Origin of the sequence: Porphyromonas pasteri, from assembly GCF_014647755.1 — a bacterium.
GTDB classification, from domain to species: domain Bacteria; phylum Bacteroidota; class Bacteroidia; order Bacteroidales; family Porphyromonadaceae; genus Porphyromonas; species Porphyromonas pasteri.
The window spans coordinates 148,663-172,435 of the sequence record NZ_BMPU01000003.1; the positions used below are offsets into that span (position 1 = coordinate 148,663).

General features: G+C 56.8%; 16 protein-coding genes. 10 read left to right on the top strand and 6 right to left on the bottom strand.

Annotated features, from left to right (window positions below; translation table 11 throughout):
• The first annotated feature begins 27 nt into the window (after positions 1–27).
• On the top strand, positions 28–1,806 hold the full coding sequence (locus tag IEX77_RS05850) for a bifunctional metallophosphatase/5'-nucleotidase (RefSeq protein ID WP_188808114.1): 1,779 nt from the start codon (positions 28–30) through the stop codon (positions 1,804–1,806).
• A gap of 5 nt (positions 1,807–1,811) precedes the next feature.
• Complete coding sequence (locus tag IEX77_RS05855; protein WP_188808115.1) at positions 1,812–2,591, top strand: 3'-5' exonuclease; 780 nt, start codon at positions 1,812–1,814, stop codon at positions 2,589–2,591.
• Between the two features lie 83 nt (positions 2,592–2,674).
• Here the strand turns inward: IEX77_RS05855 and IEX77_RS05860 are convergent, their stop codons facing one another.
• Positions 2,675–4,033 carry an alanine/glycine:cation symporter family protein gene (locus tag IEX77_RS05860; protein WP_188808116.1) on the bottom strand — a complete coding sequence of 453 codons (1,359 nt, stop codon included), beginning with the start codon at positions 4,031–4,033 and terminating at the stop codon, positions 2,675–2,677.
• A gap of 275 nt (positions 4,034–4,308) precedes the next feature.
• Positions 4,309–4,938, bottom strand: coding sequence for a ribonuclease H1 domain-containing protein (locus tag IEX77_RS05865; RefSeq protein ID WP_188808117.1), 630 nt, complete (start codon positions 4,936–4,938; stop codon positions 4,309–4,311).
• Between the two features lie 279 nt (positions 4,939–5,217).
• Here IEX77_RS05865 and IEX77_RS05870 point away from each other — a divergent pair, with 279 nt between their 5' ends.
• Complete coding sequence (locus IEX77_RS05870) at positions 5,218–5,871, top strand: hypothetical protein (RefSeq protein ID WP_188808118.1); 654 nt, start codon at positions 5,218–5,220, stop codon at positions 5,869–5,871.
• Between the two features lie 79 nt (positions 5,872–5,950).
• Entirely contained in the window at positions 5,951–6,838 is an 888-nt protein-coding gene (locus IEX77_RS05875) for a YicC/YloC family endoribonuclease (protein ID WP_188808119.1), read from the top strand.
• 141 nt (positions 6,839–6,979) lie between these two features.
• Here the strand turns inward: IEX77_RS05875 and IEX77_RS05880 are convergent, their stop codons facing one another.
• On the bottom strand, positions 6,980–7,534 hold the full coding sequence (locus IEX77_RS05880) for a pyruvoyl-dependent arginine decarboxylase (protein ID WP_188808120.1): 555 nt from the start codon (positions 7,532–7,534) through the stop codon (positions 6,980–6,982).
• Positions 7,535–8,197: 663 nt separating this feature from the next.
• On the opposite strand from IEX77_RS05880, the gene IEX77_RS05885 reads away from it, so the two are divergent.
• Both IEX77_RS05885 and fabG read left to right on the top strand, forming a co-directional pair.
• On the top strand, positions 8,198–8,812 hold the full coding sequence (locus IEX77_RS05885) for a TetR/AcrR family transcriptional regulator (RefSeq protein ID WP_044115279.1): 615 nt from the start codon (positions 8,198–8,200) through the stop codon (positions 8,810–8,812).
• 11 nt (positions 8,813–8,823) lie between these two features.
• On the top strand, positions 8,824–9,570 hold the full coding sequence (fabG, locus tag IEX77_RS05890) for a 3-oxoacyl-[acyl-carrier-protein] reductase (RefSeq protein WP_060935769.1): 747 nt from the start codon (positions 8,824–8,826) through the stop codon (positions 9,568–9,570).
• A gap of 121 nt (positions 9,571–9,691) precedes the next feature.
• Here the strand turns inward: fabG and rnr are convergent, their stop codons facing one another.
• The 3 genes from rnr to IEX77_RS05905 form a co-directional block, all read right to left on the bottom strand.
• On the bottom strand, positions 9,692–11,959 hold the full coding sequence (rnr, locus tag IEX77_RS05895; RefSeq protein WP_188808121.1) for a ribonuclease R: 2,268 nt from the start codon (positions 11,957–11,959) through the stop codon (positions 9,692–9,694).
• Positions 11,960–12,099: 140 nt separating this feature from the next.
• The gene (locus IEX77_RS05900) at positions 12,100–12,825 is read right to left on the bottom strand and encodes a response regulator transcription factor (protein ID WP_188808122.1); all 726 of its coding nucleotides are present in this window, start codon (positions 12,823–12,825) and stop codon (positions 12,100–12,102) included.
• Positions 12,826–12,901: 76 nt separating this feature from the next.
• The gene (locus tag IEX77_RS05905) at positions 12,902–14,443 is read right to left on the bottom strand and encodes a sensor histidine kinase (protein WP_188808123.1); all 1,542 of its coding nucleotides are present in this window, start codon (positions 14,441–14,443) and stop codon (positions 12,902–12,904) included.
• Positions 14,444–15,569: 1,126 nt separating this feature from the next.
• Between IEX77_RS05905 and IEX77_RS05910 the strand changes: the two genes are divergently transcribed.
• The 4 genes from IEX77_RS05910 to IEX77_RS05925 all read left to right on the top strand — a co-directional run bounded on the left by IEX77_RS05910 (position 15,570) and on the right by IEX77_RS05925 (position 23,747).
• Positions 15,570–18,635 carry a SusC/RagA family TonB-linked outer membrane protein gene (locus IEX77_RS05910; RefSeq protein WP_188808124.1) on the top strand — a complete coding sequence of 1,022 codons (3,066 nt, stop codon included), beginning with the start codon at positions 15,570–15,572 and terminating at the stop codon, positions 18,633–18,635.
• 36 nt (positions 18,636–18,671) lie between these two features.
• A complete protein-coding gene (locus IEX77_RS05915) occupies positions 18,672–20,186 on the top strand; it encodes a RagB/SusD family nutrient uptake outer membrane protein (RefSeq protein ID WP_229770810.1) in 1,515 nt (504 codons plus the stop codon).
• Positions 20,187–20,496: 310 nt separating this feature from the next.
• Complete coding sequence (locus IEX77_RS05920; protein ID WP_229770811.1) at positions 20,497–22,533, top strand: LptF/LptG family permease; 2,037 nt, start codon at positions 20,497–20,499, stop codon at positions 22,531–22,533.
• Positions 22,530–23,747 (top strand): bifunctional 3,4-dihydroxy-2-butanone-4-phosphate synthase/GTP cyclohydrolase II, encoded by a 1,218-nt coding sequence (locus IEX77_RS05925; protein WP_188808125.1) that lies wholly within the window; start codon positions 22,530–22,532, stop codon positions 23,745–23,747. The genes IEX77_RS05920 and IEX77_RS05925 overlap by 4 nt, the downstream gene beginning before the upstream one ends.
• Positions 23,748–23,773 lie beyond the last annotated feature (26 nt).

Genomic DNA, 23,773 nt, shown 5'->3' on the forward strand with positions numbered 1-23,773 from the left:
GTTTATTCAGACCAAGAACCCACTTACATGAATAGCTCTCTCAAGACGAGTATCCCTAGCCCACTCCGCTGGGCAGGGGTACTCGTCCTCTTCTTCCTCTTGGGCTCCGTAGCCTGGGCGCAGAAGGCGCCCCGTGTCACACAGCACAAGCTCCGCATCCTGCACACAACAGACGTCCACGGGAATATCTTCCCCTATGACTTCCTCAATGACCGCCCAGGCACGGGGAGTATGTCACGTCTCTCGACGGTACTGCGCGAGATCCGTCGTACGGACCCCGAGACCCTACTATTGGATGCTGGTGACCTCCTGCAGGGTGAGCCCCCGACGTACTACTACAACTACGTCGACACCCTCTCGACACACATCGTCTCCTCGGCGATGAACTACCTCGGCTACGACGCAGTCGCCATGGGCAACCACGACATCGAGCCTGGGCATAGCGTCTTCGACAAGTGGGGGCGCGAGTGTAAGTTCCCCCTCATCGCAGCGAACATCATCTCCGACAAGACGGGTGAGCCTTACTTCAAGCCCTATCACGTCTTCACCCGTGCTGGGCTCCGTGTAGCCGTCTTAGGCTTCACGACACCTGCCATCCCGCAGTGGGTACCTGCCCACCTCTGGGAAGGCCTGCACTTTGACGATATCCTCACCTCGGCTGCACACTGGGTACCCCTCATCCTGCAGCGCGAGAAGCCCGACCTCCTTGTCGTGCTGATGCACTCCGGGCTGGAGAATGACAACCCCGATTACCTCGAGAATGCTGGCCGTGCGCTGGCGAACAAGGGTATGGGCATTGACCTCCTACTCATTGGCCACGACCACCGTCAGGAGCTGGAGTGGATCCGCCCTGAGGGAAGCACGACGGACTCCGTCCTTCTCATCAATCCCGCGAACCATCTCGATCGTGTCGCGGACATCCAGATCACCGTACGCAAGGAAGGTGGCCGCATCATCTCCAAGCAGCTCGTCCCCTCCTTCATCTCACTCGAGGGTGTAGAACCAGACTCGGTCTTCCTCCGCCACTTCGCCCAGGAGTACGCTGCAGTAAACGACTATCTGGCTACTGAAGTCGGGGAGCTGGCCTCCGAGGTGCGTGGCGAAGATGCGCTCTTCGGTACGACACCCTATATGGATGTCATCCACCGTATGCAGCTCGAGTCGGTGAATGCAGAGATCTCCTTTGCCGCACCGCTGAAGACCTCTGCCGTCCTCCCCGCTGGCAAGGTCTATGTACGCGACCTCTTTAAGTTCTGTCCCTTCTCCAACTTCCTCTACGCTATGCAGCTCACGGGTCGTGAGATACGTGGCTACCTTGAGTACTCTTATGCAGGCTGGGCAGCGACCTCCATCACCGAAGATGGTGGGCTCATCCGCCTGCGCACTGGAGCACAGCCGACGGACAAGTATAAGACCTTCGTACCGCCCTACAACTACAGCGCGGCGCAAGGCATCGACTACACCGTCGATCTCTCCAAGCCTGAAGGCGAGCGTGTGACAATACTTCGCCTCACGGGGCATAGCGAGCCCTTCGACCTCGACCGCACCTATCGTGTAGCCATCAACTCCTACCGCGCTGGTGGTGCTGGTGGGATGCTCACCACGGGGTCTGGCATCGCGAAGGAAGACCTGCCGAAGCGTATCGTCGGTGCTACCTCGCACGACCAGTCCTATTACTTAGCAGAATTCTTCCGCCGTCACAAGGTCGTCCGCCCCGTAGACCCGAAGAACTGGCGCTTCCTCCCCGAGGACTGGGCAAAGGCCGCCGCCGAGCGTAGCCGCGCCTTCCTCTTCCCTAAGAAGTAAGCCTTATGCGCCTTGCCCCACTCCTTCTGCTCTTGGTACCTCTTGCACTGGTACTCCTGCAGCTTCTCTTGAGATGGGGCCTTCAGCGCCGCTCGGAGCTTCTCCGCTCGGCACATACACATCGACCTCTACAGCGACAGGATGCACCTATCGCTGTAGAGGTCGATGTCGATTCGTCCCCACTCTTTGACAGCCCTGCTCCAAGAGAAGCCCTCCCCCACTACCTCGTCCTCGATACCGAGACGCAGGATATCCTCCACGAAGAGGAGGTAGGGATAGAGTTCGCACCCTCGCCGATTATCCTACTCTCGTGGCAGGTGCTGGACGCTACAGGTGCCTGCCTCTCCGAGGAGACGCACCTCATCCGTCGTAGCGCCTCCATAACAGAGGAGGCGACCGCCCTACACGGCATCACGACGGAGCAGATGGAGTGTGAAGGCGAGGAGCTACGCCCCGTGCTGGAGCGCTTGCTCCAAGCCATGAGTGAGGCGAAAGTACTCGTCGCACACAACGTCCGCTTCCATCGCACCCTCGTCCTCTCAGAGCTGGAAGCCATAGGGCTACCGACAGCTTCGCTGGAGGCACTCCCCACCCTATGCACGATGGAGCGCGGGCGAGTCTTAGGCTTCAAGCGCCGCACTTCGGGCGAGGCAGCTTACCCTAAGCTCAGCGAACTCTTCGGCTACCTCTACCTACACCAGCCAGCCGTCCACGTGCGCTTCCGCCAAAAGGGCCTGCGTGACGTCCGCCTCTGCGCAGCTTGCCTTAGGCAACTTATCGTGTAGCACACTCCACACGTCACCATAAACAGCGAGCGGGCATCCCACCATCGGTGGGATGCCCGCTCGCTATTTATGTGAATTGCTTCTTAGTCGATCTCGCCTGCAGAGCGCTTCTTGAGGAAGTTCTTGTAGGCTGCCTTCGTCTGTGGAGCGAGGAAGATGAGGGCAATGATATTCGGGATGACCATCAGCCCTGTGACCGTGTCAGTGATCTCCCACACGAAGGTCACAGCGAAGATCGCCCCGACGAAGACCGAGCCGATGACCACTGCGCGGAAGACATAGACCCCGACCTTGCCGAAGAGCGAGCGGACATTCATCTCACCGAAGATATAGTTCCCGATGATCGTCGTGAAGGCAAAGAAGAAGATACTCACCTGTAGGAAGATGATACCGGCCTTACCAAAGACCATATCGAAGGCCTCCTGCGTGATCGCTGTCGACTCGAGCCCAGGCTGCTTATGCACACCCGTCAGAAGGATGACCAGCGCCGTAGAGGTACAGATGAGGAGCGTGATGAAGACACCCGACATCGCTACGAAGCCCTGCATCGCAGGATCCTTCACCTCGGCCATAGCGTGAGCGTGGGGCGAAGTACCCATACCGGCCTCGTTGGAGAAGAGGCCACGAGCGACCCCGTAGCGGATGGCATACTTCATCGCGATACCAGCAGCACCACCAGCAGCTGCCTTCGTAGAGAAGGCTTCTCTAAAGACCTCAGCAAAGGCCTGGGGGATCTGATCAAAATAGATGCACATGATGACGAGCGAACCCAAGATATAGGCGATAGCCATGAAGGGCACGACGAGCTCAGCGACCGTGGTGATGCGCTTCTGCCCCCCGACGATCACGATACCGACGATGAGTGCGATACCCACACCGACGACCCAAGGCTCGATATCGAAGGCCGTAGTCAGCGCGACCGTGATGGAGTTCGCCTGCACCATACTTCCCGTGAAGCCCACATAGGTAATGAAGGCGATCGAGAAGAAGAGCGCCAGCCACTTGAGCCCGAGGCCTTCACGGATATAGAAGGCGGGCCCTCCGATAGCTCCTCCGGGACGTACCTCACGATACTTCTGCGCTAAGACAGCTTCGGAGAAGATCGTCCCCATACCGAGGATGGCGGAGATCCACATCCAGAAGATCGATCCGACGCCGCCCATGGAGATAGCGGTGGCGATACCTGCCACGTTCCCCGTACCGACCTGGGCGGCTACGGCGGTGGCAAGAGCTTGGAAGGAGTTGACCTTGGACTTACCCTCCTCGCCCTTCTTCCGCCGCATAGCAGGGCCGAAGGCATACTTCATCGCCAGATTGAAGTGGCGGATCTGTGGGAAGCCGAGGTAGATGGTGTAGAAGATGCCGACGCCGAGGAGGGCGTACATCAGGAAGCTGTTCCAAAGAATCCCGTTGAACTCTTTGACGAACCCTAATACATCCATGTGCTGTGAGTTTTGTGAGTTAGTGTTAGAGGTATTGTGAATTGTGGCTTAGACCTAAGGGTAAGAGGCACAGGAATCGGCGCACCTACACGTAGAAGTGGGTGCTCCTATCAGGGATAGCGCTCGTACAAAGAGCGGAATACTTGAGCTATTCATGCGCATCATAGGGGGCGCTCCTCTTGGTATTATAGAGGGGCAAGCCATACGTCCACGGGCGAAGTGTCCATGGACTTCGCCTACAAAGGTATAAATAGTGCCGGAAGAAATAAGGGTGCTTAGCCCTTGCGACCGTAGTCAGCGGGGATCTCACCCCAGCGGACGGTATCCCACTTATATAAGGGTGTCGTGTAGGTATGCGTCTGGAGCCAGCGCTCAGCACGCTCGATGAGGTCGAAGAGCTGAGCCGTCTCGGCCGTGCGCTCCAGAAGGGTCTTGCAGCGCTTCTTGCGCACCCATCCGAGAGCCGTCTGGCTATCGGAGTAGATGACGAGCTGTGAGAGCCCCTGCTTCTCGATGAGCGCCAGCGCATGCACGATGGCGAGGAACTCCCCGATGTTATTCGTTCCCTTGGGGAAGGGCCCCATCTCGAAGATGACTCGACGCGAAGGTAGGTACACGCCGCGGTACTCCATCACACCTGGATTGCCCGAGCAGGCAGCATCGACAGCGAGCGCCTCCTCTATGGGAGCCTCGGTGCTACTCTCCATCCCCGTGGGGGCACGGTGGCGACGGGAGAAGCCCTGAAAGCCCTCTTCATAGGCTCGCAGAGCCTCACTACGGCTCTCGAAGGACTTGAAGAGGGCTTTGGGATAGCCCTGCGTCTGGCGCTGACATTCCGCCCAGGTCTCATAGACCCCAGGCTCGTGTCCCGCCCAGACGACGTACCACTTTTGTTGCTTTGCCATCGGCTTACTTGCTCTTGGATGAAGTCGTTTACTGCCGTCTCCCGTCGTGGGAGCGGTGCCCAAAAGTACAACAATCCCCCGTGCTACCGCTCCAGCACCGTAAGAGCAGCATCATCTGAGGGCATTCAAGCTCCTCAAGGCCAAGAGTAAGAGGGAGGCTCACATACCGAGCGGAGAAGTGCGCTCGTTTTAATGGTACACGTGTCTCCCGCTCCAGCCTCCGCCCTGCTCAGGCATTTAGGGAGCGTAAGACACTTCACTGCTAACAAGACACCACACATGAAGAAGATGATCTTCACCGCTGCCCTCCTCTTCAGCTTGATGAGCATCGGGGCACAGGCGCAGTCCGTCGAGAGCCAAGCACTCACGACCATCAGCACACAGCACGAGGAGCCTACCGCGCAGCTCACCGAAGCTCCCGTCAGCACGGAGAGTGACTACCTGATGAACTTCGCCGAGGCCGCACCACGTCGCCGAGGCTATTATGGTGGCGGCTCTGCCCCCTACTACTCCGGGACACTGGAGCTGGGCTTTACTTCCGCCGACCGTCTGGGGCGTATGGAGCTACTCGGCTCCTTCGGTACGCTCGTCAGCCCCACGATCTACCTCGGTGGGGGCTTGGGCTTCAATGGCTACTTCTCTCACAAGCACCGCGACGCCTTCTGGATGCTTCCCCTCTTTGTGAACTTCCGTGCGACGCTCCCCACAAACTCCGTCGTCAAGCCCTTCCTCGACATCAAGCCTGGGTACTCCATCGGCCTTACTCACTCGGGGCTGCACGGCTTCTACTTCGCGCTCTCGGGGGGTATCGTTGTCAACCGCTTCACGATCAGCTTGGGTTACGCTTATCAGGAGTTCAACTCCAGCCGCTACTTCGACAAGTATTGGGGTAGCTCGGGCGGGGTATCTCTCAAGTTCGGTATCCTCTTCTAAGGCGCTCACAGCGTGAGTCTGGGCGGGCTAACTCACGAATATTTCGTATGTTTGCCCGCGAATAAAAGCAAAGACCCGTATGATACACTCTATGACTGGCTTCGGGAAGGCCTCGGCACGCTTCGGTAGCCGCACCATCACCGTCGCCATCAAGTCTCTCAATAGCAAGCAGGCCGACCTCTCGGCACGCATTGCCTCCATCTACCGCGAGGGTGAGCTGGAGCTCCGCTCTCTGATCACCGACCGCCTGCAGCGTGGTAAGATCGACCTCACCATCACGATGGAGGATGACGCCCTCGAGGGCAACACTACCCCCATCAACAAGGAAGCCCTCCTCGGGTACGTCCATCAGCTCCAGACGCTCCGCACGGAGTCTGGGCTGGACTTCCCCATTGACCCCGTCGCCCTGCTGCGTCTGCCTGGCGTCATGGATAGCGAAAGTAGCCGCACGACCGAGGTCAGCAAGGAGGAGTGGGACGTCGTCCGTGCCACCACCCGTCAGGCTGTAGAGGAGCTACAAGCCTTCCGCCTGCAGGAAGGGAAGATGCTCCACGAGGTCTGCGCCTCACGTATCGCGAAGATCAGCTCGCTGCTGGAGGAGATCACTTTCCCCGAAGCTGAGCGTATCGCCGCTATCCGTCAGCGCCTCGAAGAGGGCCTCGCGAAGGTCGCCCCTCAGGGTGGCTATGACAACTCCCGTCTCGAGCAGGAGATGATCTACTACATCGAGAAACTCGACATCAACGAAGAGAAGTCGCGTCTGGCACACCACCTCAGCTACTTCATCGAGGTACTCAATGCCGATCAGCCTGGTCAGGGTAAGACCCTCGGCTTCATCGCACAGGAGATCGGTCGTGAGATCAATACGATGGGATCGAAGAGCAACCAAGCCGAGATGCAGCAGCTCGTCGTCAAGATGAAGGACGAGCTTGAGCAGATCAAGGAGCAGGTGCTCAACATCCTCTAAGCCACTCTGCGGTAGCCCTCACTACCCGACTACATAGAAAAGCCACGAGCTTCAGCCCCACCAAGCGTGGGATGCTGAAGCTCGTGGCTTTTATGTCCGTGCGACTCTATCGTGAAGTCGCAGGCGAGAGCGAGAGGTCGCTTAGAAGTGACGCTCTACGGGCTCTACCTCAGGCAGCTGGAAGTCGATGAAGCACAGACCAGCCAGAGCCGTACCATAGCGCTTCTCGATCGTGATCCCTTCGGTGACGAAGTTCAGTTCGCCGAGGTAGTAGTGACCATAAGTCTTCTGGTGCAGGTCGTTGATCACACGGATCAGACGAGCTTCGAGCTCCTCGATACGATAGCGGCCGCTGACTTCGCAGACCAGACCACCGACCTTCTTATCGAAGTTCTCATCAGCATACATCCATGCGTAGACGACACCTGCAGAGACGAATTCGTCCTGCTGACCGTGCGATACTGCGAGGATGGTCTTCAGCTCTGAGCCGAAGGGAGGCAGGTCGATCTCATCCATCGAAGCGATGTGTGCCGTAGCGGGCAGCACGGACGAATAGACCATGATATTAAAGTCAGAGATCCCAGCATCATGCAGAGCCATGTGGTATGACCCAGCGTGAAGTTCCAGATCCGACTCACCGCTACCCTTCGTCACGAAGAAGGTGTGGGGGATAAGATTCCCTACGTACTTGCTCATTTAGTTCCTTATAAATCTATGATTGTTAATACTTATTGCGCACTCTTTCCGCCCATTCCGCTATGCATACGACTGGACGAAGGCTTACAAAGGTACACTATTTTTAAGAACTTTAGCTCTCTTATTGACCTCTTTCTCGACACATTCCACTGCTTCGCAGTGATAAGAAGCGGGACTACAAGTGTCCTTCTCGTGAAGAAAAAAGCGCCTTCACGTAGTGGTGTTTCCATATCTACGTACGTAGTCTTAAAGACCAGGTACGTCAATCCAAATATCCACGTACGTAGATATTAGAGCCACGTACGTAGTCCAAACTTTTCTGCCACTCATCCACAACTTTTATTCCTACGCAGAGCAACGGCCTAACATAACTCTGACCCACGTACTCATATCGATTGCTTCACCAACCAGTATAGGTTACTTTTTCATCCCTCACAAAGTCGCGGAGCAATCAATATAGAGACGTGGTAGCAAAGGGGTAGGATGCGGGGCGCACTCTCCTACCTCTTTGGGGTGAATGTGGAGGGAGATGCGACTGCCTCATTGCACGCATCGGGCACTTTTGCGCAATTTTTCATAACTTTGTCCGTACCTTCTGTGGGAAATATCCTCACGAGGTACACCATAAATTATATATAGATACGGATACAGAGACAGCAACGCATGGCTACTATTGTCAAGACAAAAGACCTCATGATCGAGGTGGCTCGGCAGCTCTTCGCTCGGGTTGGGTTCACCAACACGACGATGAACGATATTGCCGACGCTTCGAAGAAGGGCCGGCGTACGCTCTATACCTACTTCCGCAACAAGGATGAGATCTTCCACGCCGTCATCGAGCGCGAGCTCGAGCGCCTATGGCACGACCTGGAGCTGATCCGCCGCCTCCCCGCTTCCCCCGAGGACAAGATCCTGACGATGCTCCTGACGCATCTGGACAAGATGAAGGACTTGGTCCTGCGCAATGGCTCGCTCCGTGCCGAGTTCTTCCGAGACATCTGGCTCGTAGAGAACTCTCGCGCAGCCTTCGACGAGAAGGAGATCCGCCAGCTCCGCGAGCTCCTCGAGGAGGGGAAGGAAAGTGGACTCTTCCACGTCCCCGACACACGCCTCACAGCCTATCTCTTGCAGAACATCGTCAAGGGTATGGAAGTCCCGTTCATCAGTGGGGCTTACCGCTCCAAGGGCACGGTCGAGGAGATCCGCGCAGCAGTACGCCACCTCCTGCTCTTCGGCATCCGCCAGAGTGAAGAGGTGCCCAACGAATCCAACTCTTAATACGATAAACAATGAATCTACTTGCTAACAAGGTAGCCATCATCACCGGCGCAGGCCGTGGTATCGGCCGCGCTATTGCACTCAAGTATGCACAGGAAGGTGCTTCCGTAGTGATCACTGACCTCAAGATCGACGAGACTGTAGAAGCCTTCGTCAAGGAGCTCGAAGGGCTCGGTGTCAAGGCTAAGGCTTATGCCTCTAACGCAGCTAACTTCGAAGATGCTCACAAGCTCGTCGAAGCAGTCGTCGCAGACTTCGGCCGTATCGACGTCCTCGTCAACAACGCTGGTATCACGCGTGACGGGCTGATGATGCGTATGACCGAAGAGCAGTGGGACCTCGTCATCAACGTCAACCTCAAGAGTGCCTTCAACCTCATCCACGCTGTCACCCCCGTCATGGTCAAGCAGCGTAGCGGTAGCATCATCAATATGGCCAGCGTCGTCGGTGTCTCTGGCAACGCAGGTCAGGCGAACTACTCCGCTTCTAAGGCTGGTATGATCGGTCTGGCAAAGAGCATCGCAAAGGAGCTCGGAGCTCGCGGTATCCGTGCCAACGCTATTGCCCCTGGCTTCATCATCACCGATATGACGGGTGCACTCTCTGAAGAAGTTCGCAAGCAGTGGGAAGTACAGATCCCCCTCCGTCGTGGCGGTACGCCTGAGGACGTAGCCAACGTAGCTACCTTCCTCGCAAGCGACCTCTCCAGCTACGTCTCTGGTCAGACGATCCACGTCTGCGGTGGGATGAACATGTAGTCCACGAGCGGACAGACCCCCATAGCCTTCACCTGACGAAGGCATATACTCATAAGGCTTGGCTCCACATCAGTGGAGCCAAGCCTTAGCTTTTATAGTGGAGTCGGTGCGCCTTTTGTGACTAATAGCGACGCAGCGCACGACGGGGCTCAGGGCGCTTCATCGAGGGCTCATCCAGGGCGAAGTCCAGCTGACGGCGTGCCAGATCGGCCTGCGCCACGACGACCTCGACACGCTGACCGAGGGTGAACGTGCGGCCCGTATGGCGCCCGACGAGACGGAAGTTCGCCTCATCATAGACGTAGTAGTCGTCGGAGAGGTCACGTGCTGGTACCAGCCCTTCGCACTTATTCTCCTCCAGCTCGACGTAGAAGCCCCAGTCAGCCAGCCCTGTGATGACGCCCGTGAAGGCCTCACCCAAGCGGGGGATCATATACTCGACCTGCTTGTACTTGATCGAGGAGCGCTCGGCATTGGCTGCCACACTCTCCATCTCGGAGGCATGGTCACACTGATCCTCCAGCGCAGCGGCATCCGCCGAAGGCTTACCCTCGATGAGGTAGCGTGTGAGGAGGCGGTGCACCATCAAGTCAGGGTAGCGACGGATAGGCGAGGTGAAGTGCGTATAGCTATCAAAGCCAAGGCCGTAGTGACCGATATGCGTCGTGGTATAGCGTGCCTTAGCCATCGAGCGGATAGCGAGCATCGTCAGCATATCCTCCTCGGGCTTACCCTTGATATCAGCGAGCAGGGCATTGAGGCTCTTAGCGATGACGGAGCTTCCGCCCTCGACCTTGAGCTTGTAGCCGAAGCGTCGCACATAGTCAGCCAGACCTCGGAGCTTCTCCTCATCAGGGGCCTCGTGGATACGGTAGACAAAGGCAGGCTTGCCACCACGCCCTAAGCGAAGGGCGGGGCTGATATCCTTGCGAGCAGGCTCGGCTATACGCTCAGCGACCGTACGATTCGCCAGCAGCATGAATTCCTCGATGAGCTGGTGGGCGGGCTTACTCTCCTTGATGTATACAGAGAGGGGCTTACCTTCTTCGTCCAGCTCGAAGCGGACTTCGGGGCGGTCAAAGGCGATACTCCCCGCCTCGAAGCGGCGAGCACGGAGCTTCTGCGCCAGACGGTGAAGCGTCAGGATAGCCTCTGCATGGTCACCCTTCCCCGTCTCGATGATCTCCTGCGCCTCCTCATAGGTGAAGCGGCGCTGGCTACGGATGACGGTGCGGGCGATGCGTGCTGAGCGGAGCTGCGCCTCTTCGTCCAGTGAGAAGATACAGCTGTAGGCATACTTATCCTCGTCGGGGCGGAGCGAGCAGAGGAAGTTGCTCAAGCGCTCGGGGAGCATAGGTATCGTGCGGTCCACGAGGTAGACACTGGTGGCACGCTTGTAGGCCTCATCATCGATGATACTACCAGGCTGGACATAGTGGCTGACGTCGGCGATATGCACCCCGACTTCATAGCCCCCTTCAGGAAGCGTGCGGAAGGAGAGGGCATCGTCGAAGTCCTTCGCATCACGCGGGTCGATGGTGCAGGTCAGCACTCCACGGAAGTCCTCACGCTGTGCGAGCTCCTCTTCGGTGATCTCGGCAGAGAGTGCTTCGGCAGCCTTCTCTACGGCCTCGGGATAGCTATAGGGGAGGCCGAACTCAGCGAGGATGGCGTGCATCTCCGTAGAGTTGTCGCCGGCCTTACCGAGGATATCGATGACTTCCCCGCGAGGGTTCTTGCTCTTGCGGTCCCAGTCGGTGATGCGTACGACGACCTTATCATGGCCCGTCGCACCCATAGTCTTATCCTCGGGGATGAAGACATCCTGGCGTAGCTCCTTATTGAGCGAGACGAAGAAGGCATAGCCACGAGAGATCTGCAGACGCCCGACATAGGTCGCCTCACGGCGCTCGAGGATCTCGACGACCTGCACACGCTTGTACTCCCCTCGGCGGGTACGCACGAAGGATACGGCGACACGGTCGCCATGCAGGGCATTGGCGAGCGCACGATCAGAGAGGGGGAGGGTATCGATCTCGGGGTCATCGGGGATGAAGGAAGCACGGCCTGCACGATAGTCAAAGCGCCCTTCGAGGCGCTCCTTCGAGAGGCCACCACGGACGAAGCGTCCGGGCTCCAGCTCCTGGATCTCGCCACCTTCGGCCATCGAGACGAGCGTCTGGTAGATGGCGCGCTTCTGCCCCATATTCGTCTTACCGAAGGCATGGCAGACCTGCTTGTAGGTCAGTACACGCCCATCATTCTGCTCAAATACCAGGCGTGCGATGCGGAGGATATCCCGCTTACTTATGGATTGCCCTTTGTCTGTGCCTTGCTTGGAGGGTTTCCCCTTCTTGGCAGAGATGGGCTTATTCTTTTTACTCATCATTCAATTCTTTTATGGATAATAGGCCACTCTCCTACGGCAGGTATCGCGGAGGATACCCGCCGTAGGAAGGCGGCCAAGGGGGAGGTAAGTGATGTGTAGCTGTCTGATGAGTAGTGGGCGGAGCCCAAGAGGGGGCGTGCCTACGCCTCAGTGGGGATGACGAGCTTGTATCCCTTACCGTGGACGTTCTTGATCTCGACGCGAGGATCAGCATCGAGCATGCGACGAAGCTTCGTCACATAGACGTCCATACTACGCTGGCTGAAGGAGTTCTCATGCCCGCCAGTAGGCTCGGTGAGCCCCCAGATGACGTTGAGCGCATGGCTACGCTCGAGCGTCTGATTGGCGAAGAGACAGAGCAGCGAGAGCAGCTCGCACTCCTTGGTCGTCAGGCGACGCGACGTCTCGCCGAGGGAGAGCGTCTGAGTCGTCGTATTGAAGATATAGCGCCCGAGCTGGTACACGCGCTGGGGCTCCTTCTCACCCTCATGCTTGATCGTACGGCGCAGGATCGCCTCGATACGCAGGAGGAGCTCCTCCATGCTGAAGGGCTTGGTGATGTAGTCGTCAGCCCCAGAGCGGAAGCCCTCGAGGATGTTCTCACGCATACCGAGGGCGGTGAGGAAGATGATGGGTACGTCGGCCGAGAGGCTACGAATGTCCTTTGCCAGGGTGAGACCATCACGCTTAGGCATCATGATATCCAGGAGACAAAGGTCGTACTTAGCGCTCTTGAAGGCTTCCCATCCCTGGTCACCATCAGTACAGAGCGTGACGGCGAACTTCTTACTCTGCAGGAGCTCCTGAAGGATGTTCCCGAGGTTCTCTTCATCCTCACAGAGGAGGATCTTTAATGGTTCGTCCATAGTCTTTAATCTATTAGCTGTCGTAGTTTTTAATCTATATACTATATAGGTAGGTAACGCAAACCGCTTGGTAGCACTACTCCGGCTCAGAGGCCGGTAGGTGAATAATCATCTTAGTCCCCGCACCCAGCTCACTCTCGGCGGTGATCGTACCACCACACTGGCTGATGACGGAGGCCACGTACGCCAGACCCAGGCCGAAGCCTCGCACGTCGTGGCGCTTTCCGGAGGTGACGCGGTAGAAGCGGTCGAAGATACGCTTCAGTTCGCGCTTCTCCATCCCGATCCCATTATCCTCGATGGTGATACGGATCTTGCCGTCTTCGTCAGCAGTACGGATCGCCAGGCGTAGAGGCTCATCAGGGCGGCTGTACTTGACCGCGTTGTCGAGGAGGTTGAAGAAGACGTTGGAGAGGTGAATATGATTCCCCTGCACCCACGTATTCAGGGCATCCAGGTCCAGCTCCAAGTCCCCACCACGCTGCTGGGCGTGGAAGGTATAAATCTCCGCTACGGGCAGGAGCAGCTCATTGACGTCCAAGGGCTCCAGCGAGAAGCGCCCCGAAGCTCCGTCCAGCAGCGAGAACTGCAGTACCTTGTCGATGAGGAACTTCATACGCTGCGCCTCCAGCCCGATGATATCCAGTGCACTCTGAGCTCGCGGCGTGAGGTCGCCCCGCTCGGCGAGAGACTGTCCCAGCGACTGACTGGAGAGGAGGATGGTACTCACAGGCGTCTTCAGCTCATGCGTCATATTGTTGATGAAGCTCGTGCGCTGCGAGGAGAAGCTCATGTGCTTGAGAAGGACCCCGAGGGCGGAGAAGCCGAGGACAAGCACGATGATTGTGGAGATGAAGCTGGGCAATGCCAGCCGAAGCACCTCCGACTTCGTGGGGGTGACGTCAAGCGTGACCTTCATGTAGGGGCGGTCTGTCTCTGCACCATCAGTCGGCACGAAGAGATACTGCACCACCGTATTGCGCTCTTCCCATCGCTTGGCATTGACCATCGCCGGGGGGATGTACTCATAGAGCGTACGCCCCTGGTAGTCATGTAGCGACATCATGTAGGGCCCGCAGAGATCCTTGTTGTCCAGATGCTCACGGATGAGGCTCTTCAAGAGACGCACATTCACCATCTGCGGGATGCTATCCTTGTTGTAGCTATCATATAGATACTTCAGGATGTAGCGGTCCAGCGCATGGACGTTAGCGAAGTAGGCGTGTACAAGGCGGTCGGACGGACGGTAGTCGACACGACTCGTATTCCCCTTGTGTGGCATCTTCAGGTAGATGTTCTCCCTATCCAGAGCCCGCTGGACGATCTGGGTATCGAGCTTGGTGCGCGTCCAGATATCGAACGAAGCGACAGAGGTCGGTAGGAACTCGCTGTCCTCAAAGCGGTCATTCTTGCGATTGAGCCCCTTATTGAGGTAGCGTATCAGCTCACGTACCTGCAGCTCTTCAGCCACCTCGCCCATCGCTTCCTTCATCTGATTGCGAATCCCCTCGGTGCGCAGCTCAAGCACGCGACCATAGTATTCGTATTGCACCCATGAGAGGAGTCCATAGGCCGAGACAAGGGCCATGACGATGATCCAGATGACTCGTTTTCTCATGAACGATGCAGTAGCTATTGGGAGTGACGACTAAAGAGACACATTACTGTTATTATATGCAAAGATAAGCATTTCTGCCCGTCGCACCGTTAATTCCTTGTCAAAGCGTCAAAGACACCCCCTTCCCTCCTCACCCACACAGTGATAAGGTAAAGATATGTCACCTTGAAATTTGCTTACGAAGCAGCATCCTACCGACGTTACACCACGCGGTCTCCACCCGCCACTACTCAGAGAGCGCAAAGCCAACTCTTCGCCTTTGGAGCAAACTCCTCACCACCAAGAAGCCGGCTCATTATGACGAGGTTAGGCGAAGTCGTATAAGCTCCCTTTTGCGACCACTACTGGTCACGAAGCGAAGCAGTACTGGTCGCTATTAGTTACCAGTACTGGTTCGACGAGTGAGCAGTACTGGTTGCCTCGCTGACCAGTACTGGTAGAAAACACCCCCTCCCAATGCGTACACCTTCCTTCTCCTGCACATATAATATATAAGGAGTCGTATGGGGCATACCGCATCAGCGCAAGCAGGTAGGAAGCGATAAGCGGAATAAAAAGCACGCCGACGAGAGAAACGAAAGCCCACCTCTACGAAGACCCATCTTTAAATACTAAAGTCAAGGGTACCACGTTCCTTTCGTACACATCAACAACCAAACGAGCTTCCTAAATTATTTAAGGTTATTTCAACCCGAAAAACGCCCCATCCCAAGGCCTTCCGATGAGAAAATTTCGCCCATGGCAAGTACACATCTCAGATAACTAAGAGCAGGAGAAAGAGCCTACATCCACCCACACACATATACATACTTTACAGACACTTACAGCCGTACATCTATACATCTCCCCCTCCCTTTTACAGGCCGTAAGAGCCCCCACAGATAGCGACAAACCGCCTTCTTCACGGCTTCCCTGGGTAGCCTGCTATTGGATAGGAAATAAAAATCTCTACATTTGAAAAAAGGATACGCTGGAGCACGGGGAGGGCAACCCTCCCTTTAGGAGAAAGACATGACGTGAAAGACCGCGAGGATGACACCTCCAGAGTACCCTATGGAATAGATAGTAATCTCAAGTTACGGCTCAAAAGCAAGTACGCACATATCACACTAAAACTACTATTCTCATGAGAAGAGCACTTTTCTTCCTCCTCGCTCTCTTCCTCTTCGCAGGAGTGGGTTGGTCGCAGAAGAAGACGATCACCGTCACGGGGGTCATCATCTCATCTGCGGATAAGGAGCCCGTCATCGCAGCCAGCGTGTCCTGCGTCGAGTTCCCCACCACAGGGACCCTGACCGACGTCAACGGACGCTTCACGCTGAAGCTACCAGATGCAGCTAAGCACCTTACGATCAGCTGCATCGGATTCAACAAGCTCAAGCTACCCATCGCCTCGGGTGAGATGAAGATCACCCTCCAGGCAGAAGAGCAGGTGATCAAGGACGTCGTCATCACGGGGTATGGGAACACCCGTAAGTCCGCCTTCGCAGGCTCTGCTACGACCATCTCCACGAAGAACATGAAGGACGTACCCACCACATCCCTCGAAGATAAGCTCACTGGGGCTATCGCAGGGGTAGCAGTGAACTCCAACTCGGGTCAGCCCGGTAGCATCGCTACGGTGCGTATCCGTGGTCTCGGCTCTATCAACGCTGGTAGCGACCCACTCTACGTCATCGACGGGGTACCTGTCAATAACAGCAGCGCCTCAGTCTTCGACTACGCTAAGGGGGGTATGAGTCCACTCTCTACGATCAACTCCAACGACATCGAGAATATCACCGTCATCAAGGACGCTGGTGCTGCAGCCCTCTATGGCTCACGTGCAGCTAACGGGGTCGTCGTCATCACGACCAAGAGCGGACGTGCTGGGAAGACGCACTACAACTTCAAGGCTGACTGGGGTAGCTCCGATATGGCTATCGACTACCGCCCTACCCTCAGCGCTGAGAAGCGTAACGAACTGATCCGCCACGGGTACACCAAGTACTACAGCGAGCTCCGTGACAAGACGACGAATCAGCTCCTCTACCCCAACGCCTCTGACGTAGCTGCTCAGGTAGAGAAGACCATCGGTACCGCTATCGCTAAGCCTTGGTCTGGCTACACGGACTGGCGCAAGATCCTCCTCCGCAATGGCGCTTCACAGAACTACGAGTTCAGCGTCTCAGGTGGTGGTGAGAAGACGAAGTTCTACACCTCGATGTCCTACGCTGACCAGAAGGGTATCTCACTGGCCTCTGACTTCAACCGTCTGACTGGTAGCTTCAACGTCAGCCACACCGACCGCCGTCTGGAGCTGAAGGCTCGTATGCTCTTCGCTAAGACCAAGCAGCACACCAGCAGTGAAGGCAGTGCCTACGCTAACCCTATCTACGGGATATCCGCTACGCTGACTCCATCCAACTATCCCTTCAAGGAAGATGGATCTTACAACAGCAGCTTCTCGGGGAACAACAACATCAACCCCCTCTTCGCCACGACGCAAAACTTCTCCGAAACGCAGCTCGTGCGCGTCTACCCCTCTCTCGAAGCTTCGTTCACCCTTTTCCCCTGGCTGAAGCTTCGTCAGAATGTCAGCTACGACTACATCAACTCCGAAGAAGCCGTCTGGTGGGATCCTCGCCAAGGTGACGGTGAAGCTGCTAACGGGGTCTTCCAGCGCTCCAACCTTGAGCGTGCTACCCTCTCCACACAGTCTCAGCTCTACGCTAACCATGACTTCGGCAAGCACCACCTCTCTGGTGTAGCCAGCTTCGAGTCCGAAGCCTTCGACCGGCTGAACGTCTATATCTGGGGTACTGACTTCCCCTCTTACCTCAAGTACGAACTGGGGAATGCAGGGAACTCAAGCGGTAGCACCGAAGTCGACAAGACCCGCATGCTCTCTTTCCTCGTCAAGGGGGACTACGCTTACGATGACCGCTACATCTTCGGTGCTTCGGCTCGCTGGGACGGCTCTTCTCGCCTCGCTCCTGCTCACCGCTGGGGGCTCTTCTGGTCACTCTCTGGCTCATGGAACATCGGTAAGGAAAAGTTCATGAAGTCTCTCGAGCCCATCCTCTCCGACACCCGCCTGCGCCTCTCTTATGGTGCTAACGGTACGCTCCCCTACGGCTACTACGACCACCTCTCCCTCTACAGCTTCGGCTACAACTACAACGGGGGTACGGGGGCTTCGGAAAGCGATCTCGGCTCACCCAACCTCTCTTGGGAAAAGAACAAGGCTTTCAACCTCGGTCTTGACTTCCGCCTCTTCAATCGTGTCGGTGTTACCTTCGACTACTACAACCGTCTGACTACCGACCTACTCCTCTACAAGAACATCTCAGGTACGACGGGCTTCAGTAGCGAGCTGCAGAACGTAGGTAGTATGCGTAACACGGGCTTCGAAGTCGAGCTGCGCTCCACCAACATCTCTACGGACAAGTTCTCTTGGAGCACGACCTTCTCCCTCGGCCACAATAAGAATACCCTCCTGCGCTACGACGGCGTACAAACCACACGTGTAGACCGCACTTGGATCCACGAAGTTGGTCACCCCTACAACGCCTACTATCTGGCTGAATACGCTGGTATCGACCCCAACACGGGTAAGGTACAGTACTACTCCAATAAGTACGACGAAGCCACGAAGACCTACGACCGCTCCATCGTCACGGAGGGCTCTCAGGCCAACCGTCGTCGTATCGATGACAAGCCCTTTGACCCCACCTTCACTGGCGGGCTTATCAACAACATCACTTGGGGCCCCGTCGACATCAACTTCACCCTCAGCTACTCCCTCGGTGGCTACCTCTACGATAGCGCTACCGCGCTCTACCAGGACGGTAACGAAGAAGTGCTGAACCTGGCTATCCCCAAGTACTACGACATCAATAAGATCTGGAAGCAGGTCGGTGACAAGACGGAGCTTCCCTCCTTCGAGCCTACGAATACGTATACGTACTCGACCCGCTTCCTGCGCCCCACCGACCACCTGCGTCTGAAGAACTTCACCATCGGCTTCACTGCTCCTAAGCGCTGGACGCAGAAGATCGGTGTCAACACCCTGCGCCTCTACGCTGCAGGTAACAACCTCCTCACGTGGAAGGATAAGATGCTCGTCGTCGACCCCGAGCAGCGTGGCTTCGTAGCCTACGGCACGCCTCCCCTGCGCACCGTCACCTTCGGTCTTCAGGTCGGTATCTAGTCTATTGCTAACCACACAAATGACAGTTCAAGTCTTATGAAAAGGATCATCATAGGCCTCGTGGCCTCCCTGGGCCTCGTGGCCAGCATCTCGTCCTGTAAGGGTTACTTCAACACCGAGCCTTCGAACGCCACTGGCACGGAGAAGGCGCTCAAGGAAGCAAGCCTCCTACAGCCCTCCCTCCGTGGTCTCTTTGACGGCCTCCAGGGAGGAAGATCCAGCACCTCATACTACGGTCAATCCTTCACCATCATAGGGGATGTACGAGGGGATGATATGCAGTGCCCCACCGTAGGCTCCCGCGGGAATAATTACTACAAGATGGACTATACCCGTAGCAATATCACGGGGCCTTGGTTCAAGATCTACAATACGATCCGTCGTGCTAACCGCCTCCTGCAGATGTGCGAAAAGCTCTCTCAGGGAGCTTCAGCCAGCCTACAGAAGGAGATCGCTAATGCCAAGGCACAAGCTCAGGCCGTACGAGCACTCTGCTACTTCGACCTCTGCCGTGTCTACGCTACGCCTTATCCCTACTCCAATGATGGGGCTGCGCTGGGTGTCCCCCTCATCGAGGGTATCCCCGACAATGCTGCTACACCTGGTCGTAACACCCTCAAGGAGTGCTATGACTTCATCATCAAGGACCTCACGGAGGCTATCTCCAGCAATGCCCTTGAGGATACCAGCTATGGCTACATCAGCAAGTCTGCAGCTAAGGCACTTCTGGCTCGCGTGTACCTCTACAAGGGAGACACCGAGGGCAATACGAAGGCACTCAGCCTGAGCAAGGAAGTCATCGATAGCCACCTCTATGAGCTCGCTACCGATGTCACGACCTACAAGCAGGTATGGAGCGAAGCCAGCTCGAAGGAAATGATCTTCTCGATCGTGAACTTCGACTCTAAGGACTGGGCTGACCGTGAAGGGCTTGCCTACGTACTCAACGTCAACGGGTATTACAACGCCTTCATCACGAAGAAGTTCTACGAAGAGATGAAGGAAGACGACAACGATATCCGCTGGAATGTCCTCTGGGCAAGCGAAGGCACGAAGGCTGAAGGGGTCGTGAAGAACCTCCCCGACGCTACGCCTGATATGAAGATGTTCATCGGGAAGTACCCTGGTAAGGCAGCCCTCAAGGATATGCGTACCAACGACATCCCCGTCATCCGTCTGGCCGAAGTCTATCTGAACGCTGCTGAAGCTGCCTTCAAGCTCGGAGATACGTCTACCGCCCTGAATTACCTCAACGTCATCGTCAAGCGTGCTAATCCCGCCAAGAGCGTCGCTGCAGGCGACCTCACCCTCGCTCGCATCCTCAAGGAGCGTAGCAAGGAGCTCGTCGGGGAAGGCCACCGCTTCTATGACCTGATGCGTAATGGTCAGACTTGCGAACGCTTCTATAAGGGTCTTCCCGGCTGGCACGGCGCACTGATCAACGAAGCTCGCTCCTTCGACCACACGTACTTCCGCACGATCCTCCCCATCCCCGAGAGCGAAATCAATGCGAATGCTACGCTGGGCAAGCAGCAGAACCCTGGTTACTAAGCCTCTTAGAGGGTGGGCACCGCCCAGCTCTCTGAAGTAACCCCACTATAGCATCTCCCCCCGTCACTCGAATAGAGCTGGCGGGGGGAGATGCCGTTTTTAGAGAAGAGCAAAGCATCCCCACAGAGGAGGGATATAAAGCTATATAGGTTGGCACCGCCCTCTACGACTGGGGTACATCACCGCCTCGGAAGCAAGCCCATCAAATTCCACAGAGGAAGAGGGCAAACACCCAGCAGGAAGCGCGACTTCTCCCCGAAGGCGCATTTCCCTCTATAGCACTAAAAAGTGTATCTTTGTGATTAATAAATTGGCGATAGTAGACGTGCCCAAGATCGTAGATAAGTATATCCTCCGGACTTTCATCCCGCTCTTCGTGATGAGCTTCGCCGTGTGCTGGTTCATCGTGGTGATGCAGTTCCTCTGGCGCTACATCGATGAGCTGGTCGGCAAGGGACTGAGTGGCTTCATGCTGCTGAAGATCATCTTCTATGCAGCCCTCTCCTTCATCCCTATGTCGCTCCCACTGGGTATCCTGCTGGCGTCGCTGATGACGCTGGGCAATCTGGGTGAGCGCCTTGAGCTCCTTGCACTCAAGGCCTCGGGGATCCGCCTCTACCGCATCATCCGCCCCATCATGCTCCTCGTCGTGGCGATGGCATGCGGGCTCTTCTACTTCCAAAACGACCTGATGATCCGTGCCCAGGTCCGTATGTGGACCCTGGTCATCACAGCTAAGTATGCAGCCCCCGAGATGGAGATCACCCCGGGGGTATTCTATACCGGTATCCCAGGCTACAGTCTCTACGCCAAGAGCCGCGATGCGAGCACGGGGCTGATGCACCGTATGATGGTCTACGACATGAGCCGTGGCTACCTCAATCCGCGCATCATCCGTGCCGACTCGGGCCGTCTGGTGATGGACAAGAGTAAGAAGTTCCTCGTCCTCAAGCTCTACCAAGGCCAGAGCTTTGAGAACATCCAGACGCAGAGCTACAATACCGCCAGCGAGCCCGTCCCCTACATGCTCCCTCACTTCGACTACAGTGAGACCTTCATCCCCTTCGACGCTAATATCAAGATGCAGGATGAGGGAGAGCTCAGCTCCATGTACGTCGGGAAGAATCTTCATCAGCTACAGGTATCCATTGACTCCATCCGCCCCATCCTCGACAGCACGCGCAATAGCTACGCTCGCATCGTGCAGTCCGACCTCTTGACCAGCCACTACGGCTTCTCACCCTATGCCTACGAGGATACCACGGTCTTCGCCCGACAGCAGGAGCGTATCGCTACCCTCGTGAAAGAGACCAGCGGAGTGAAGCCGGAGGAAGCCAAGGCATCGCTCACACTCACGGCACAAGATAGCTTGCAGGCCATTGGCGCGGCCCTCGACAAGGCGAAGCGTATCACGGAGGAAGCCCAAATCTATACGGGTACGGACGACACAGAGTTCTATCACTACCGCACCTTCCATCAGGAGTGGCATCGCAAGTTCACCTTCCCCGTCTCCTGTATCATCTTCGCCCTCATCGGCGCCAGCCTCGGCGCCATCGTACGCCGTGGGGGGATCGGGATGCCTATCATCATCTCCATCTTCTTCTTCGTCGTCTACTTCATCATCGACTCCTTCGGCACGAATATGCTACGCAGCGAGTCGATACCTATCTGGCTGGGGATGTGGCTGAGTAACATCCTCCTCTTCCCCGTCGGGATATTCCTCGCATACAAGGCAAACCAAGACTCTTCGGCGCTCAACGTCGAGGCCTACGTGATCTTCTTCCGCAAGCTCTTCGGCTTCCGCGGGGTCCGTAAGGTCGAGTACCAAGAGCTCATCATCGAAGAAGCCGACTACGAGGCTGGTGCTGCCGCTGTGGCTCAAGCCATCGCGCATACCGATGCCCTCCTCCGCAGCCCCATGCTCTCAGGACGTATCTGGCAGATCTGGAGCCACGGAGCCGAGCAGCAGGCATTGGCAGCCCTCAGCGAAGAGCTCGACGCTATCACCGAAAGCCTGCGCCACACGCCCTCGCGACTCTTGGTCAGCAAGCTCTGCGACCTCCCACTCCTGCCCACACGCCTCTCGCCCTTCCTCCCAGAGGAGCCGCGCTGGGGCCGTATCCTTGGGGCTATCCTCCCCATATCTCTTCCGTTTGGACTCTTCCTCTCACGAGTACGCACCCACCTCAAGGCTGACCTTCGCACGACACGCACCGTGCTCACGCAGATCGCCGAAGAGGTCGCCGTAGCCGCTAAGGGAGTCCATCGTCCCGCACCCGAATTATCCACTACACAGCCTACCGATCCAGACTCCTGGCAGGTAGCTATACACACACAAGATCTATGAGCGAAATCAAGCTAAACACCATCGAGGAAGCCCTCGAAGACTTCCGCCGTGGTGAATTCCTTATCGTCGTCGACGATGAGGACCGCGAGAACGAAGGTGACTTCATCATCGCCGCTGAAAAGGTTACCCCCGAGAAGGTGAACTTCATGATGCGCTACGGCCGTGGCGTCCTCTGCGCACCTATCACCGAAGACCGTGCCCGTGAACTCGAGCTCGAGATGCAGGTACCCAACAACACCTCCGTCCACGAGACCCCATTCACCGTCACCGTCGACCGACTCGGTAATGGCTGCACCACCGGTGTATCGATGTATGACCGTGCCCAGACGATCCTCGCCTTAGCTGACCCCAATATCACCCCAGGCGATCTGGCTCGCCCTGGTCACATCTGCCCACTGCGTGCTCGCAACAAGGGGGTCCTGCGCCGTGCGGGGCATACCGAAGCGGCCGTTGACCTGGCCCGTCTGGCTGGCCTGCAGCCCGTAGCCGCACTCATCGAGATCATCAACGAGGATGGTACGATGGCTCGCCTTCCCCAGCTGTGGGAGGTCGCTCAGCGCTTCGGCCTGAAGATCATCACCATCAAGGATCTCATCGCCTACCGCCTCCGCACGGAGAGCATCGTAGAGCGTGGTGAAGAGGTCGCCATGCCCACGCAGTGGGGCGACTTCCGCCTCATCCCCTTCAAGCAGAAGAGCAATGGCCTCGAGCACATCGCGCTGATCAAGGGTGATGTCGCCGATGGCCAGCCCGTCCTCGTACGCGTACACTCCAGCTGTGCCACGGGCGACATCTTCGGCTCGATGCGCTGCGAGTGTGGCGAGCAGCTACACAAGGCTATGGAGCTCATTGAGAAGGAAGGTCGTGGCGTCGTCGTCTACCTCAATCAGGAAGGTCGTGGCATCGGTCTTATGGAGAAGATCCGCGCCTACAAGCTCCAGGAAGAGGGCTTAGACACCGTCGAAGCTAACCTCCACCTCGGTCACCAGGCTGACGAACGTGACTACGGCGTCGGCGCTCAGATCCTCCAGCAGCTCGGCATCCAGCAGATGCGCCTACTCTCCAACAACCCCATCAAGCGCGTCGGCCTCGAAGGCTACGGCCTCGAAGTCGTCGAGACGCTTCCTCTGGAGATCCAGCCCAATGAGCATAACGCCTTCTACATGCAGACGAAGAAGGATCGCATGGGCCACGTCCTCCCCCACCTCAAGTAATCACCCACTTCATCCATATAGCTAGC

Coding starts and splice junctions, on each gene's coding strand:
- IEX77_RS05865 (WP_188808117.1), bottom strand. CDS start 4,938: ATGGCAAAGCAACAAAAGTGGTACGTCGTCTGGGCGGGACACGAGCCT.
- IEX77_RS05870 (WP_188808118.1), top strand. CDS start 5,218: ATGAAGAAGATGATCTTCACCGCTGCCCTCCTCTTCAGCTTGATGAGC.
- IEX77_RS05925 (WP_188808125.1), top strand. CDS start 22,530: ATGAGCGAAATCAAGCTAAACACCATCGAGGAAGCCCTCGAAGACTTC.
- IEX77_RS05850 (WP_188808114.1), top strand. CDS start 28: ATGAATAGCTCTCTCAAGACGAGTATCCCTAGCCCACTCCGCTGGGCA.
- IEX77_RS05900 (WP_188808122.1), bottom strand. CDS start 12,825: ATGGACGAACCATTAAAGATCCTCCTCTGTGAGGATGAAGAGAACCTC.
- IEX77_RS05880 (WP_188808120.1), bottom strand. CDS start 7,534: ATGAGCAAGTACGTAGGGAATCTTATCCCCCACACCTTCTTCGTGACG.
- fabG (WP_060935769.1), top strand. CDS start 8,824: ATGAATCTACTTGCTAACAAGGTAGCCATCATCACCGGCGCAGGCCGT.
- IEX77_RS05915 (WP_229770810.1), top strand. CDS start 18,672: ATGAAAAGGATCATCATAGGCCTCGTGGCCTCCCTGGGCCTCGTGGCC.
- IEX77_RS05860 (WP_188808116.1), bottom strand. CDS start 4,033: ATGGATGTATTAGGGTTCGTCAAAGAGTTCAACGGGATTCTTTGGAAC.
- IEX77_RS05855 (WP_188808115.1), top strand. CDS start 1,812: ATGCGCCTTGCCCCACTCCTTCTGCTCTTGGTACCTCTTGCACTGGTA.
- IEX77_RS05905 (WP_188808123.1), bottom strand. CDS start 14,443: ATGAGAAAACGAGTCATCTGGATCATCGTCATGGCCCTTGTCTCGGCC.
- rnr (WP_188808121.1), bottom strand. CDS start 11,959: ATGATGAGTAAAAAGAATAAGCCCATCTCTGCCAAGAAGGGGAAACCC.
- IEX77_RS05885 (WP_044115279.1), top strand. CDS start 8,198: ATGGCTACTATTGTCAAGACAAAAGACCTCATGATCGAGGTGGCTCGG.
- IEX77_RS05875 (WP_188808119.1), top strand. CDS start 5,951: ATGATACACTCTATGACTGGCTTCGGGAAGGCCTCGGCACGCTTCGGT.
- IEX77_RS05910 (WP_188808124.1), top strand. CDS start 15,570: ATGAGAAGAGCACTTTTCTTCCTCCTCGCTCTCTTCCTCTTCGCAGGA.